The organism is Moritella sp. PE36, assembly GCF_000170855.1.
Lineage (GTDB): Bacteria > Pseudomonadota > Gammaproteobacteria > Enterobacterales > Moritellaceae > Moritella.
Window position 1 is genome coordinate 34715 of sequence record NZ_ABCQ01000008.1, and the last position, 14458, is coordinate 49172.

The 14458-nt window shown below is 39.2% G+C and carries 18 protein-coding genes; 3 read left to right on the top strand and 15 right to left on the bottom strand.

The window, feature by feature from the left end; translation table 11 throughout:
- Positions 1-44: 44 nt before the first annotated feature.
- A complete protein-coding gene (locus PE36_RS07065; RefSeq protein WP_006031289.1) occupies positions 45-1250 on the bottom strand; it encodes a C45 family autoproteolytic acyltransferase/hydolase in 1206 nt (401 codons plus the stop codon).
- Between the two features lie 128 nt (positions 1251-1378).
- Here PE36_RS07065 and PE36_RS07070 point away from each other — a divergent pair, with 128 nt between their 5' ends.
- Positions 1379-1789: a helix-turn-helix transcriptional regulator gene (locus PE36_RS07070; protein WP_043994171.1), complete on the top strand. Its 411-nt coding sequence runs from the start codon at positions 1379-1381 to the stop codon at positions 1787-1789.
- Positions 1790-1837: 48 nt separating this feature from the next.
- Positions 1838-2092, top strand: coding sequence for a tyrosine-type recombinase/integrase (locus tag PE36_RS07075; protein ID WP_006031291.1), 255 nt, complete (start codon positions 1838-1840; stop codon positions 2090-2092).
- A gap of 77 nt (positions 2093-2169) precedes the next feature.
- Here PE36_RS07075 and PE36_RS07080 read toward each other — a convergent pair whose 3' ends face one another.
- From PE36_RS07080 to PE36_RS07125, 10 genes are all read right to left on the bottom strand, one after another.
- Positions 2170-2940, bottom strand: coding sequence for a hypothetical protein (locus PE36_RS07080; RefSeq protein WP_006031292.1), 771 nt, complete (start codon positions 2938-2940; stop codon positions 2170-2172).
- Between the two features lie 422 nt (positions 2941-3362).
- Positions 3363-3695, bottom strand: coding sequence for a hypothetical protein (locus tag PE36_RS07085; protein ID WP_006031293.1), 333 nt, complete (start codon positions 3693-3695; stop codon positions 3363-3365).
- A 109-nt stretch (positions 3696-3804) separates the two neighbouring features.
- Entirely contained in the window at positions 3805-4731 is a 927-nt protein-coding gene (locus tag PE36_RS07090; protein ID WP_006031294.1) for an alpha/beta hydrolase, read from the bottom strand.
- A 161-nt stretch (positions 4732-4892) separates the two neighbouring features.
- Positions 4893-5588: a hypothetical protein gene (locus PE36_RS07095; protein ID WP_006031295.1), complete on the bottom strand. Its 696-nt coding sequence runs from the start codon at positions 5586-5588 to the stop codon at positions 4893-4895.
- On the bottom strand, positions 5564-6091 hold the full coding sequence (locus tag PE36_RS23705) for a hypothetical protein (protein WP_052298064.1): 528 nt from the start codon (positions 6089-6091) through the stop codon (positions 5564-5566). The genes PE36_RS07095 and PE36_RS23705 overlap by 25 nt, the downstream gene beginning before the upstream one ends.
- 130 nt (positions 6092-6221) lie before the next feature.
- Positions 6222-6779, bottom strand: coding sequence for a nucleotidyltransferase family protein (locus PE36_RS07105; protein ID WP_006031297.1), 558 nt, complete (start codon positions 6777-6779; stop codon positions 6222-6224).
- Between the two features lie 345 nt (positions 6780-7124).
- Complete coding sequence (locus tag PE36_RS07110; protein ID WP_006031298.1) at positions 7125-8243, bottom strand: IS91 family transposase; 1119 nt, start codon at positions 8241-8243, stop codon at positions 7125-7127.
- Positions 8222-9088, bottom strand: coding sequence for a site-specific integrase (locus tag PE36_RS07115; protein ID WP_006031299.1), 867 nt, complete (start codon positions 9086-9088; stop codon positions 8222-8224). Before PE36_RS07115 ends, PE36_RS07110 begins: the two co-directional genes overlap by 22 nt.
- A gap of 673 nt (positions 9089-9761) precedes the next feature.
- On the bottom strand, positions 9762-10016 hold the full coding sequence (locus tag PE36_RS24975; protein WP_006031300.1) for a VOC family protein: 255 nt from the start codon (positions 10014-10016) through the stop codon (positions 9762-9764).
- Complete coding sequence (locus PE36_RS07125) at positions 10013-10213, bottom strand: hypothetical protein (protein ID WP_006031301.1); 201 nt, start codon at positions 10211-10213, stop codon at positions 10013-10015. The genes PE36_RS24975 and PE36_RS07125 overlap by 4 nt, the downstream gene beginning before the upstream one ends.
- A gap of 221 nt (positions 10214-10434) precedes the next feature.
- On the opposite strand from PE36_RS07125, the gene PE36_RS07130 reads away from it, so the two are divergent.
- A complete protein-coding gene (locus PE36_RS07130; protein ID WP_043994205.1) occupies positions 10435-12258 on the top strand; it encodes an SgrR family transcriptional regulator in 1824 nt (607 codons plus the stop codon).
- Positions 12259-12267: 9 nt separating this feature from the next.
- Here PE36_RS07130 and PE36_RS07135 read toward each other — a convergent pair whose 3' ends face one another.
- The 4 genes from PE36_RS07135 to PE36_RS07145 form a co-directional block, all read right to left on the bottom strand.
- Entirely contained in the window at positions 12268-12477 is a 210-nt protein-coding gene (locus PE36_RS07135; protein WP_006031303.1) for a YaeP family protein, read from the bottom strand.
- A gap of 129 nt (positions 12478-12606) precedes the next feature.
- Positions 12607-13131 (bottom strand): type II secretion system protein, encoded by a 525-nt coding sequence (locus PE36_RS07140; protein ID WP_006031304.1) that lies wholly within the window; start codon positions 13129-13131, stop codon positions 12607-12609.
- A 140-nt stretch (positions 13132-13271) separates the two neighbouring features.
- Entirely contained in the window at positions 13272-13376 is a 105-nt protein-coding gene (locus tag PE36_RS23955; protein ID WP_083797986.1) for a YaeP family protein, read from the bottom strand.
- A 303-nt stretch (positions 13377-13679) separates the two neighbouring features.
- Positions 13680-14447, bottom strand: a complete 768-nt coding sequence (locus PE36_RS07145; RefSeq protein ID WP_006031305.1) for a hypothetical protein — start codon at positions 14445-14447, stop codon at positions 13680-13682.
- Positions 14448-14458 lie beyond the last annotated feature (11 nt).

Here is a 14458-nt window from a genome sequence, read left to right on the forward strand (position 1 = left end):
AGGCTTCTTTCAACGAACCACTACAGATTAATAAAATGACATGATTATTGATCGTTAAAACACACTTCTTGGAAATTATTCCATTCACTCACACCAGGTGCAACTTCCATACAACCCTTTTTTGTATCCATTACAGCGGTTAACGTCGTAATAAAGTCCGACCCGTATGCTGCATGCTGAGCAATTGGCTTGGTATTAAGCACATATTTTGCAGCATCAATATTGCCCTCTGGCGTATTATCAATAAACAGCTGAGCTAACTCCGCACGCCATTCGGTATACGCGGTTGCGATTGTACGCTGTTTACTTTTCTCTGCCATCCCTACAGATTCCGCAAAAGCTTGCATTACGCCAGGTCTTTCTGAATGGTTAGCATGGCCAATGCCAGCAGCACGCTTAATAACGTAATTGCCTTCCATTAGCATTTCAACACCGACCGTACCACCTTGGCTATCTGAGAAATTAAAGTGTGATGCCACCACAGTTCTATGTTTTTCTAGAATTTGAACTGCTTCGTCCACAGATTTAGCATGTCGAACGATATAGTTTTGCAACGCGCCGAGTTCTATCGCCATCGTAGAGTCTAGACCAACACCTTTAGAATCTGTGCCTTGAAAGTTAATCACAACCCCTAGATCTTTACCCAATGTTTGCCCTGAACCATAGAAGCCTGACGCCATTACTTGAATAAAGTCATCCGCTTGTAGAACCCAATAGTTACCACCGGATAAGGATGGTGTATCGTTCACCTGCCCTACCACACCAGTACCATCGAAACTGATTGTTGTACAACCTCTCAGCGAAGCCTCCGCTGCAGAGGCTAATGCAGCATCCAATTGACTCAGGGTGAACATCTTTTCGACCGAGATCCCGCCAACTTTTGCCAACGCTTCGACAATCACAAAGTACTCTGGGTTTAACTTACGAGAATTCTCTATCACCTTTTCCGATTGTTTTTCAAACTGAGTAAAATCGATACCTGCCAGCTGATAAACATATTTGGCTTCTTTAATACCACGTCGAACCTGCTCACCAATCTGTGTCTCAAATATCGTTGCATAATCAGCAGCTTGTACACCTCTAATATCGACTATCGGTATATTAGTTTGCTGAACAAAGTTCTCCGGCGCGTAATATGGCTGCTTTACATTCAAACCTTCTACTGGCTCTAATGCAATTGCGCTAGCCGCCCCAGATAACATCGATAACCCTACTGTCGCTGCAATAATCGTACGTTTAAAAGTTAGCATAATTCAGTCCTCATCAATTGATAGCTTTGGGATTCCCCTTAAGCGTTGAGGCCATATTATCGAAACATTTGTCCATTATTCGGATGAAATGCTATGCTAAATTCCAGATATTCGGAAAGGCACTAATTATGGCTGAGATAGAAACAGAAGGCTTTGAGTTCTTCGGCGTGGAAGAGCGAGAGTTTCGCATGATGGTTATTGAGCGTATCGAAACCATGATGGTACATTCAAAGCTGTCTAAGAATACACTGGCGAAAAAAGCCAACCTTGGCCGCTCGTCATTCTATGAAAAGATGGATCGTGAAGGACGAAGTCATTTTACCCTAATGGATATTTTCCGCATTGCCAAAGCACTAGATATCAGCATTCTGCAAATATTCCCGATGACAGAACTTGAACGGTTACATGGAGGTCAATTGCCTCTCTCAGCAAGTACATTACATTTTCTCGATCAAATGCTTGCGGCACCAAAAGAAGACATTGAGTTTCTGAGTGATGTTTATAAAAATCTTCAACGACGTGACCAGAAAGATAATTAAGCTAACAGAGCAGAACTCGCCAAGCGACAACCTAAAAAACAGGGGTATTTGTTTAGCAGCAGCACCAAGGCATTTCGTAAAGCTGTAGAACGCACAGGTTTTGAATTACTCAAAGGGCAAATGAGCCATGTGTTAAGGCATACGTTTGCGAGTTATTTTATGATGAATGGCGGTAATATTCTGGTGCTACAGCGAATACTTGAACACGCGTCAATTGTTGATACGATGAAATATTCACATTTTGCACCAGAGCATTTAGAGGATGCAGTTAGGTTGAATCCCATGAACGGATTAACATCGTAAATTATGCATGCACCGATAGTTATCATTTAAAAACAATAAATCAAACTATATTAATAATGTCATTCAATTCGACCTTATTAACTCATATTTCTTATTGTACCCATTAGCTTATCAACATGACTATCAGCACAATTAAGAGCATTAGATAGCTCTTTAAATACTTTTTTATGGTTTTCCTGTAGTCCATCTAATTTTACTTCAAAGTCGGACGTGAATTTTCTAATTGAGCCTTCAGAATGACCAACCCCTAGATGAAATAACATCTCTATGTTTGCCGTAAAATAAAGCTCAATCACGTCAGTAATTTCATCACAGGCGGCTATCCACTCATAATATTTATTGTTAAATTCAATACATTGGTAACCTTTAAAGTAAATATTGAATTGTGCTTTAATGTCACTCATTAAGGTAATGAATTCATTCTCTTCTACTCTCTTCATCTCAATATATTCAACGACACGAGGTACCTCCTCCGTTGGTTGAAAACGACCTTCTAAAAAGTAGATATGACCATCGGCGGCACGTAGTAGAACACTTTGTAATTTAATAGTGAGAGTTCCCATTTTAGAGCTAAATTGTTGCACTCTCTCTGAGTCATCTTTTCTTTTATAATATTCAAATTCACTACGGTTTTTCCCATTTGCTTTTACCTCTTCAATTTTCTGCAAATTGGAAAGGTTTTTAATCTCAGTATTAATTTTCCCTTGCTCTTTTCCCATTGATTTTAACTTAGCAATCCCATACATCTGCACAGCAGCAATGAGAGCAAGTAATACAATTATTATTAATTGAATTAATATATTGAATGTATCGAGTGTATCGAGTGTATCGAGTGTATCGAGTGTCATTTTTAGTTATTTTGTGGCTATAGGAAAATATACTTTAAGTAATATTTTAACTTTGTACAACATTACTTAATTCATATTTTAAAATTAAGCGTAAATATATAAATATCTATTCTATTCTATTCTATTCTATTTAACATTTTCCATGTAACACGCAGAACCAACCAAAAGTATACTCACTTAAGAACACCACTAAAGGGCTTATTTATACATATTAAGTAAGCTATAACGGATTAAAAACGGTGAGATAATTTTGCACTAAATTGGGGAATCAATGTTTCAGCTAAAATGAGCCTGAAACATCTATTTTATCAAGTAACGCTGCATTAAGCGGACTAAAATAGTGGGTTAAAATGTGTAGAAAATAGAAAACTAACAAACTGTTTTAGTTGTATTTAAATGATTTTCTATACAGGGATTTTGAGTTAATAACGTCTATAGCTATCAGGATTTGTAGAATTATTCTCTACAAATAGATCAGCATGAGCATTTAGAGCTTCAATGGCTTTCTCTAAAAAACCAGAAAGATATATAGCAGTGACGTTTCCCCACGGCTCATCGATAGTTGTATATTGATAATATGGTTCTGAAAAGTCTTCAGGAAAAAGTAAATCATCAGGATCATTATTTAAGATGCACACGATTTTTCTAACATTTTTATCCGTAAAAAAGTTGAAGTTATCAGGGGTTCCCTGTGAAGCAAAACCTTTATTTTGTACCTCAGTTATTATTTGATTCAATTGATGCTCAGTAATCACTCAACTCTCCTGTCTGTATAACGCCGCATTAAGCGGCTAAAATGGAGGGTTATAATGCGAAGCGAAACCTAACCCACTGTTTTAGTTCCGTTCAAATTCATTATTATGTTTAATTTACTATTTGCCTTGCAACATTTTCAATACATCTTACTGCGGATTTACTGACCGCAGATAGCTGAAAGAATCCGTGAATAACACCTAAATATCTATCACAATATGCATCAACACCACTGGAAAGAAGTTTTTTGTACAGTTCTTCACCTTCATCTCTTAGTGGGTCAAGTTCAGCAGTCACAATGTATGTTGGGGGTAAACCTGAGAAGTCATTACGTAGCAAAAGAGAAATTTCAGGATGCTTATTACTTACATTTGAACCCTCTAAATACATTTCAAAGCCAGAAAGAAGCATACCTCCTGTAATGATGAAATCTTTACCGTTTTGCGAATAACTATCTGATTTACCTTGCGGATCAAGCATTGGGTAAATAAGAACCTGCTTTCGTGGCAACCAATTCGATTTAGCTTTCAGCCTCAAAGAAGTTACCAAAGCTAAATGAGCTCCTGCGCTATCCCCCACGAAAGATATTCTTTTAGGATCTCCACCATACTCATATCCATGATCATGGATATGTATTGATGCTTTATAAACATCATCATGCGCGGCGGGATAGTGATACTCAGGAGCAAGCCTATATCTGATACAGACAACAATTGTATTAGATAATTTTGCTAGCTGTCTCATTTGTTGTTCGTGAGTTGCAAATCCGCCGCTAACAAAACAACCACCATGAAAATAGATAGTTAGCGGTAATAACTTCTCAGATGTAGGCTTGAATATTTTTATTCTTATTCCATCAAACTCGTCTTCGAATTCCTCATGCATTTTAGGGCTAGGACCAGCTAATACAACGCTGTCTATGTACCCTTCTCTACGCTGTATGACTGATTGCTTTGATGGACACGGGCAACCAGCTTCAACGAAGCCTTCGACTAATTCTCTAATACCCAATTCAATTTGATTCAGCACTTTAAGCATCCTAACTTTTCTAGATTTTGGTATTGAGGCGATAACTCAACTATGAAATACACGCTTAAACATAACGTCCGCATAAGCGGTTAAAAAGACTAGGCTAAAATTAATGAGCAAAGCGAATTAAAGCCTAGCGTTTTTAATCCGTCTTGATGCGTTTGTTAGATTTACTTGTACTGAAACGTAGCATACTCGTATGATGACTTTCTTTCTTTGAAATCGTTTATAGGGGAAATTTCCCAGACGTAAACATGGGGATCACTCGAAATATGACTTCCTGCAGGATTTAACCAAACATCTTCACCAGTACAAGTAGTAACCATAAATGGAGAAACATCTTCTCCTAACTTTCCTAGATTCGTAAGTGAACGATTTCTCCTTAGTATGTCTTTTTGTAGTCCAACTAGGGCAAACAAACCAACTACCTTATAATGGCCCACAACTTTGGACAATTTGTTCAGATCTTTGTCAATGAGATTCGACAGTAGATTTTCATCTAGAAATAGAGATTTAATTTCAACATAGTGTGAACACTCCATATCTTTAGCATTTCTTAGCTTTTCTACCTGGCATATTTTCCTTATTGAAATATCTGTTTCCTTCCCTTTCATTTTCTCGGGGTAGGCGTTTTTTATCAAGACTAGCTTAGGGTCTGGAAGGTGCTCCACTAGCTTTTTCTTAATTGGCTCATATAAACTGTCTTCATGAATATGATACTCATCTTCACCATAATTTATTTCATTGGCAACTTCATTTAGCTTTAGAAGAAGTTTAGATATTGGAACCGTAGTTTTTAATCCTGTTACGTGCAGCTCTGACTTGTTAAAGCTGGAAACGCTTAGCAGTTTTCTTTGCTTTTCCAATTTTCTAACTCCTTGTCACCTATCTCTAGTAACATTTCATTATTTAAAAGATTTTTCAATTTTTCTTCTGTTGTATAGTTCCAAGTTGGTTCTCCAGAAGGACTGAAAACCACCCTTGCATATGAACCATTATCATTTATTCCAGTGCCTGGCGGGTAATGCTCTATAAGAATAGATTTACTCTTAACATGCTCAAAAACTGCATGTTTCTTTTTTTTCTCAAGAGTATCTTTTTTATTAAATATGCGTTCCCAAAAACTTAATTTTTCCCTAATCCGAATAGCACTGGATTCAACAATCTCATTTACAGCAAACTCAAATACGCTCTCTATTGCATTTGTGATAGATGTCCCCGAGTAGTTAGGTAACTGCGCGCATAAAAAAACAACCTTTCCGTCCTTTACTTTTATTCTTAAAAAGCAATGACCCTCATTCCAAAACCCTGAAAAGACGAAGGGGATAATGTCTTTTTCAAAATCTATCAAGTCTATTTCGTAGCTCAATCTAAAACTCTCCAGTTTCGTAAATATAACGCCCAACTAACCAGTGAGGTTTGCAGGCGCGATGTTTTGCGTCTTTTTTGCAAAACGCGTGATTGTAAACTGAATCTACGTTCAGTTGCTTGTTAGTAAGTCAACTCCAAGGGAACACCTTTACTTGCTGCCACCTAGCCTTATAGCCAGCGGTCATTTTGTTGTAATTTGCTTCCGTCATTGCTCGCTTATTTGGTTTTATCAACATATCAAATGCATCCTCTACTCCATATGGTGCAAACAACTTGATGCTGCTTGAACTATCCAGAGTAAACCCGATGGCAAACGCAGAAAGCCAAGATTCTATGCCTTGTTCGACACGTTCGTATGCCTGAATGGAGCAATCGAACTTCTTGGAATAGCGCTCATGAATGATCGCTTGGTTCTTTACGTCAACGTCTACACAATGACTTAACCGCGAACTAATACGGCTTTTGAACTCATCTTCGGTGAAAATGCAAGTACTGTCGAAATAAACAACATCAAAGTCTTTAACTTGCTCAAGAAGCGGTTTACTTTCGATACTATTCCAGATTATTTGAGTAATAGCACCGCCTGCAATATAGAAGTTTGGCAAGCCTACTTCACGACATGCTTCGGCTGTTTCGATTAACTCAGGAACTTGTTGAATTAGGTGCTTTAGTTTTTGTTTAATCATCCTGACCTACTAACGTCTTAGTATTTGTGCTTTGCGTTCTTTGCAAAGCTCAAATCGCTTGTTGGACTTGGCCGATGCCAAGTCCACTTTATTCGGTATACTTTATGCTATAGGAATTTGCTTTTATGGGGTAGGTATTTTTCACACAATTTTAAGTTAATCATTTGATATAGCTTAACCTTTATCATTTTAATATCCGTACCTTCGCAACCTTTCTGTACTTTTTAAGTAGTACATTTAAAATTTCATACTTTTGATACAGGTCTGCCTCCCTCGTCGATATTCATACCAACAAGGTATCTATTTTCTACTATTTGCAATGACGTTACCGCCACCTTTACTTCATCAGCCTGACAATCGTAACTGTTCTCGATATCCTTGCATCATCATCTGCGACAGAGGTTTGATAATGCCGACAAACAGCAAATAGCCTTCCTTACATTGAGGACATAACCACTGACAACCTATTTCAACTGTTGTCTTTTCTGTTTTAGTGGGAGCCGATGATAACTGCTCTTTAATAAGCGCCAGTCTTTTTCGTTTGCAAGCATTAGCCAAAAAACCAAAGTGACGAACTCGCATCACGCCCTTAGGAAGTACATGCAATAAATAACGACGGATAAACTCATCCGCCGTGAGCAGCATCACTTTACGCTTATTACCGTCGCCATAGTCTGTGTACTTGAAACTAACGCTACTAGAGCTTACGTCTTTTATTCTTGATTCATGCAACATACCTTTACGTGTATATCGGCCTAAATAACTAACCACAGTTTCAGTTCGACTCAAACACGCTTTACTGTATACATTCCATGATTTTTTCATTAACTCATCAGCTTGCTCAATAACTAATTCTCGATGCCTTAACGCTTGCATCATCTTAGCTCGATACACATTAGCAAGGGCTTTTACTGGAAACAAATAATCAGATTTCACCCCATGCCACTCTCCTTGCGAGGTTAACACTCCACCAGGAATTAAGCAGTGCAAATGAATATGTTGTGTCAGGGTTTGGCCCCACGTATGCAAAACTACTGTACCTCCGAGTTGACCTTGCAAGTGTTTGCGTGTCATCCCAAATTGGCTCAGCGTCTGCCACACTGCTTCAAACAGTGCGCTATACAGTTTCTTGGCTTCATAGTGCGCCAAAATATTCAGCTCGTGAGGCAAAGTAAATACCAGATGGAAATATCTACAATTCAGCACCTCAGTTTGTTGCTTCGCTATCCACGCTTGCGTCTGCTGCCCTTGGCACCGTGAACAATGCCGATCTCTGCAAGAACAAAAGATCCGTTGTTCATAATGGCATGCACCGCAACGCCATTGTTGCTCACCTAACGCTTGAGTGCGGCAAGCTTGAATATGCTGACACACTAAAGATTGTTGCTGAGTCAATTTGTGCTGCTGTTGGTAATGCGCCAAATTAAGCGTGAGAATATCGCTCAGATGATAGGATGTTGCCATGACAAACCTCCTCCTAAATTAGCCAACAAGTCGGTGCCTTGATGACCTAGCTCTGGCGACCAATGTAAATACCTTTCCGTGGATTGAATACTTTGGTGCCCAAGCTGTTGTTGCAGTTGATTGAGCGGCATACCAGCTTGTAATTGGTGAGTGGCATAAGCATGTCGTAAGCTGTGTGGACTACAAGGTTTTGTTATTCCTGCTTTTTTGGCTGCACAAGTTAGCCCTTTACGAAATGTGGATTCATGAATCGGGTAAATCACACCATGCCAGCGAGAGCCAAACAACCAAGTATCAGGGTGATACTGTTGCCAGTATTGGCGCATAAACTGGAGCAATACAGGAGAGATAATAACGAGGCGATCTTTAGCTCCTTTACCTTGGCATACTTTTAATAGTTGTCGCTGACCGTCGATATCACTAACTTTCACATGCGTCAGCTCGCTGACACGCAAACCACAGCCGTAGCACAACGCTACCATTGCTCTGTGTTTATTCGTTTTGCAATAGTAAATGACCGCAGAGATATCTTGCTGTGTTAATAGTTGTGGCAGTTTTTCTTTTCGTTTAGGTAAACAAACTGAGATAGTAAAACTGCGATGTAAGACGTGCTCAAACAAAAAATGAATACCATTGAGGTGTAGCTTTAACGTTGCTCTACAATGGTGTTTTTCCAAGTTCAGATAGCGGAAGTACATTTCCAACTGTTTATCTGAAATAGTATCTAAAGGTTGCCCAAAATACTTATACAGTTGATTTATAGCATAACGGTAAGAGTTCCGAGTTCGCTCAGAGTAACCTCTTAAGGTGATTTCTTCGTTGAATTGTTGCAGTAGTTGTCGCATGACATACCTCCTAAGCAAGGATTGACCCTAGAGGTAAGTGTGGAACAATTGGTGATATTTTGGCTCCGCGCAGCGGCTTAGTTCAACATTTGTATAGTAGGACGTCTCGATTCCCCAAATCTATTCACCCTAGTGAATAGCGATTAATCAAATGAAAAATAAGATAAAATGTCAGTTTGATATTAAAACTAACTCTGGGAAAGCGTGTAGTCCTGTAATTTATTTTTTAAGTCCTGTTAATTATTAACAATGACAAATAGGCAACTGATTCTATTGTATTTTTAATTGAGATCAAGACAAAGTGAGACTCTTTTCTGACAAACGGTGACTCAACTAAGAAATAAACAAATAATACGGCATAAAACCATAATTTATAAATCACAACGGCGGCACTTTGGCGGCATAGGATGGGTCATATTGGATACATATGGATACCGATTACAAAAAATTAACACTGTGATTATACCCAGTATTGTTTTGGGCTTCAACTCCCCCCGTCCCTAAGTATCATTATTTATGCGAATCGAGTAGAGACATTACTACACTACAATCTCAACCCTATTCCATTCTGGATTAAGCACGACAAATTCATAGTAACCGTCGCCAGTCCAACGTGGACCATCTAGTACTTCATAGCCATCCGCGATAAAAGTCGCGGCAATTTCATCAACTTTCAGTTCCGAACCAACAGAAAATGCAGTGTGAGCCAGTCCGGTGAACTGCGGATATACATCGGCAGCAGATTCAACACTGAATCCATTTGCATCAACTCGATACGCGGCCCGTCTGATAGTGTCAGAAAATAAGAACGAAAGCCTTTGGTTTTATTCTCATATTTGTCATTACTTTTGGCATTAAAAAAGTGCGTGTAAAAGCATTTCATTTGTTCCAGATCTTTGCACCAAATCCCCACATGCTCGATTCTCATTTTGATTGCTCGCTTTGCTGCTCTTCCTGCTCACTGAATGACATTAACGTGTTCATGCTAAGAATGGCTTCTACTTCAACAACGCAGTTAGTTGTCTGCAACCGAGACTGATAATACTCAGCAAGTGCTCTGTTTGATCCATTACCAGATAAAGAGTCTGACGTATTCAATAAGATTTTTTTGATTGTCTCTAACATGTTTATTCCTCGCTTGTTCTTTATGTGCTTGTTCTTTATGTGACTTAAGCGCTTACTCTTTGCTTAAACGATGAGTTAAGTATCACCCAATAACAGGAAGCAAAAAACAGAGTGAATTATATTGTTTACTTCCGCTTTAAGTCGTAATCTTGGCTGTAATGTCTTTTTAATCCTACTTACACACTAAACAAGGAAGTCGCGATGATAATACGGTGCCTGTTTTGAACAACGATAAAAAAATACTGCATTTTTCTCGGTTAAGTAAGTTAGGGGTTAAACAAGAAATAGCCATCACCCTGCAAGAAGTGGCTGAAGTGATGTTTACCAGCACCCGACATTGCCGCACCTTGTTAAACGAGATGCGTGATTTCGGCTGGTTAGAATGGACACCAAAGGCGGGACGTAATCAACGTTCTCGGCTCTATCTGGTTTATGCTGTCGATGAACTGAAAGCAGAACTGGCGCAGCAGATGATTGCCGTTGGCAAATACGAGAAAGCATTAACCCTTATCGGCAATGACCAAGTATTGTTCGGGCAATTGCTGCAAAACACCTCTGGTGCAGTGCAGCGTGAAGGGCGTTTACACATTCAGCTGACTTATGCCCGTTCTTTCTCTGCCCTACTTCCGCATATCGCGTTAAGAAACAGCGAACGTTTCTTGGTACGTCAGGTTTATTGTTGTCTAGTGCTGTGTGATAAAAATGGGCTTATCAGCCCGCAACTCGCCCACCATTGGGTTTACAACGCAGAATTACAGCGCTGGCGATTCTATCTGCGCCCTGCACTTACCTTTCATGACGGCAGTGCCATTAATGCCGACAAGATAGCGGAATTATTTAATCGCCTAAAACAGCTTGCGACTTACCAGACAGAACTGGCGCATGTCACCCATATATCCGCGGTAAATCCACTGTGTGTCGAGTTTCAATTAGATCAACCAGACCCTGGCTTTGCTGGACTTATTGCTGATGTAAAATATTCTATTCAGCCGTACCTTCAACTACAATCGCAACCATATTCTCAACTGAAAGCTCAACCACATTCGCAACTCAACGCTGGCGCAGCTATCGTTGGCAGTGGTGCATTTCGGGTACAGGAGCACACGCAACAGTACTTGCGATTGCAGGCGTACGACAACTATTATGGCCATCGCGCACTTACCGACACAGTGACTATTTGGCAAGTCTCGTCGCAACAAACCGATTTACCTTGTACCACGGAACTACAGGCGAATGTGGTACACAAAACCAATCAGATCCGTTCAAATTATGCAGCTAACAGCCTTGAGCGAGAAATTGACAGCCTTGAACAGACCACTGAAAGTGATCAAAAAAGCCGAATAGAATATGGCTGCTTGCTGGCGATGATCAACAGTAAAACTCAGCTGTCGCTATTGCAGCGTAAATACCTGAGCCAACTGCTTGCGGCTGATAAACTAATGTCAGAATTAACTAAATCAGCTAACCCTATTGAAGCCATTCCCGCATACAATCTGCTTTCCAATTGGCTAAAAATCATGTCGGTAGGCACAACAGAACAGCCTTTGCCAAGTAAACTGACCATCGCCATATTCGAGCATCATACTTTGAAAGAATGTGCGCAGGCGATGATGGCGTTACTTCAGCAAGCGGGGTTTGAGTGTGAGGTTAATATCTATTCTTTTGAAGAGTTAGTACAAAAGGCCAGTGCTAATACCCTGATGGAAGACCTGATCTTGATTAGTCTGGATCTCGACGATAATTTGCCGACCTCGGTATTTCACTGGATGTTATCCAACTCGGTACTCAATCAAAGTCTGTCTGCGGAAGCGAGTCACTGGCTGCAAGCTAAATTAATCAGCATTCGCCAGCAACAGCCATTAACCAATTATCTGACCGAGTTAGAATCGATTAGCACGGCCATGATCACAGAGCACTGGATGATCCCAATGCTGCACCACAGGCAGACGTTGTATTTTCAAGGCGTGCTCAAAGGCGTATCAATCAATGTCTGGGGTTGGCCAGAGATACAAGATGTTTGGTCTGAAGAGTTCGTTAATAGTTAGTGTGAATAGTTAACACGAATCTTCAGCGTCTGAGATAAGTAAATTCGCTGCTGCAAAGGCGGCTTTATCACGAACATCGTCAGGCAAAGACTCGTCACCAGCAATATCGTTTAACGCTTTAAGCGCACAGCCAATCGCTTTTGGAATATAACCCTGATCACCACTGCCAATTAATGAATACAGTTTACGGATCTTGTCACAACACTGATAAACGTTCATGGTAATACCTTATAAAGAAGAATCATTTAAAACAAAGATGGGACTATTTTATCCTTGGCAGTGATTTTATGTCGAGCGTTAAGGTGGACTGATTGGGGATGTGTTGATCTTGGTTAATTCAATTCGTATTTAATCACATTTAACTATTTCAACTAATGGCTTTTTAGGTTCTTGATCATAACTGGTATATTTCACATAACATTTATCGTCGATCAAGACCGGGTAATCATTTGTCGATAATGTAGCATTGCTGGTTGGCGTTATAAGCACAACCGCTCCGCCCCATATTTTTGTCCAGTTAACTAAAGAAAAACTATCATCATCTTGAACAATTCCGATACCATTAACTAAATATTTAAGGGTTAACGTATCAGCAACCGGATAACCATAGTCAAAAGAACACCATTCGCACCCTTCGTATAACGCTGCTGATTCCTCGTAGCTTAGCGCAGCTTTATCTTCCATTCCCTTTATGGCCATATTTTCATAAGAGATATTAATCGCACTTTCGATTGCCGCCTTTAAGCCCACTAAAGCAGCATCTTGTGCATTGTTGTCAATATTGATAAATCGAGGGATTGCTGTTGCGGATAAGATACCTATAACAATAATAGATATAGTTAATTCTATGAGTGTAAAACCTTTGTTTTTCATTCGAGCCATTTTAGATTATTTAATCACTAGGTGACATATAGCGGATCACGTCCGCATAAATGGTGGATATTATGGCAGTGTTATCCTAGTGTAAACGGCTTAAATGTAAGCGTTTGTAACGGTGTGAATAGCGGAATTGTTCAATCGTCAGCAGCAATATCGTTTAACGCTTTAAGCGCACAGCCAATCGATTTTGGAATATAACCCTGATCACCACTGCCAATTAATGAATACAGTTCACGGATCTTGTCACAACACTGTAGATACTAGAAAGGGCCAACATGACATGTATTGGATTACACGAAAGGCGAATAAAATAAGGATAATGGCGATAACAAATAATGAGGTAACAGGAAAAACATGGCTAAAATAAGCTAAGTTATTGATACAAATCGATGCCGATTTGTATCTCAGATCCGCTCGCCTTGAGTTTAATATCAAGATGAGCACCCGCCAAAACTGAATTCATAATTAACTATATAAAGAGGGCTTCGGGCTTATTCAACACCCGAATAAGGTGTCAGCTGCAAGACATTTATTTATAGTTCTTATTCTGAACGCTGACTCCACATCTCCGCCAATCTCTGATCTCTTTTAACCCCTATAGCAGTATAAAGCTCTCGCATATCTGTTATTAGTCCTGAGGTGTATGTTCGTGCTATTAATGATGCAAGTAACTTCTTTCGTTCCAGAACATCACTAGAACTCTCATTCCATTGTGCTATTGCTTCGCTCAACCACATATTTTCAGCATGAAGATAGTTTCTAACTTCCTTTTCACAAGTGTATTTGTTTAAAAGCATACATGCAGTAAGATATTCATTATTAAAGAAAATATTATCCAAACATGCTTGCGAATAACCATTTTCACAAGCCTGTATTATTAATTTTCTGGCTATCTTATTGTCAGCGGATTTTGTTGCCTTAACCAAGTAATCCGTATATTTACCTTTTTCAAACTTACCTGACGTCATCATAGCTACTGATTTTTCAAAAGCAGTCCAATAATGTATATAAGCTAAAAAAGCTTGATACCTTGGATCTATGTCTAAATTTTCATTCAAAACAGACTTGTATTCATCAATGTCTTTGTTCGGACTTACAGAATAAACTAGCATTTTATGGTAAAAATTATACTCTGACAAATCAGGCATAGTTTTATCAAAGTGTAATTGTTCAGATTTGTCTATAAAAGCTAATCTCTCATTAACTGAACTAAGTTTTTTAAACTCTACCCAATCGAATAATACTGATTCATTAGCAAGGGAGGCTGATGAAAATGAAAGTATCATCAAAATATAAATTCGTTTAATCATATTTTTTTAAT

Coding starts and splice junctions, on each gene's coding strand:
- PE36_RS07065 (WP_006031289.1), bottom strand. CDS start 1,250: ATGCTAACTTTTAAACGTACGATTATTGCAGCGACAGTAGGGTTATCG.
- PE36_RS07070 (WP_043994171.1), top strand. CDS start 1,379: ATGGCTGAGATAGAAACAGAAGGCTTTGAGTTCTTCGGCGTGGAAGAG.
- PE36_RS07080 (WP_006031292.1), bottom strand. CDS start 2,940: ATGACACTCGATACACTCGATACACTCGATACACTCGATACATTCAAT.
- PE36_RS07090 (WP_006031294.1), bottom strand. CDS start 4,731: ATGCTTAAAGTGCTGAATCAAATTGAATTGGGTATTAGAGAATTAGTC.
- PE36_RS07105 (WP_006031297.1), bottom strand. CDS start 6,779: ATGATTAAACAAAAACTAAAGCACCTAATTCAACAAGTTCCTGAGTTA.
- PE36_RS07110 (WP_006031298.1), bottom strand. CDS start 8,243: ATGGCAACATCCTATCATCTGAGCGATATTCTCACGCTTAATTTGGCG.
- PE36_RS07115 (WP_006031299.1), bottom strand. CDS start 9,088: ATGCGACAACTACTGCAACAATTCAACGAAGAAATCACCTTAAGAGGT.
- PE36_RS24975 (WP_006031300.1), bottom strand. CDS start 10,016: ATGAGAATCGAGCATGTGGGGATTTGGTGCAAAGATCTGGAACAAATG.
- PE36_RS07125 (WP_006031301.1), bottom strand. CDS start 10,213: ATGTTAGAGACAATCAAAAAAATCTTATTGAATACGTCAGACTCTTTA.
- PE36_RS07135 (WP_006031303.1), bottom strand. CDS start 12,477: ATGAACGTTTATCAGTGTTGTGACAAGATCCGTAAACTGTATTCATTA.
- PE36_RS07140 (WP_006031304.1), bottom strand. CDS start 13,131: ATGAAAAACAAAGGTTTTACACTCATAGAATTAACTATATCTATTATT.
- PE36_RS07145 (WP_006031305.1), bottom strand. CDS start 14,447: ATGATTAAACGAATTTATATTTTGATGATACTTTCATTTTCATCAGCC.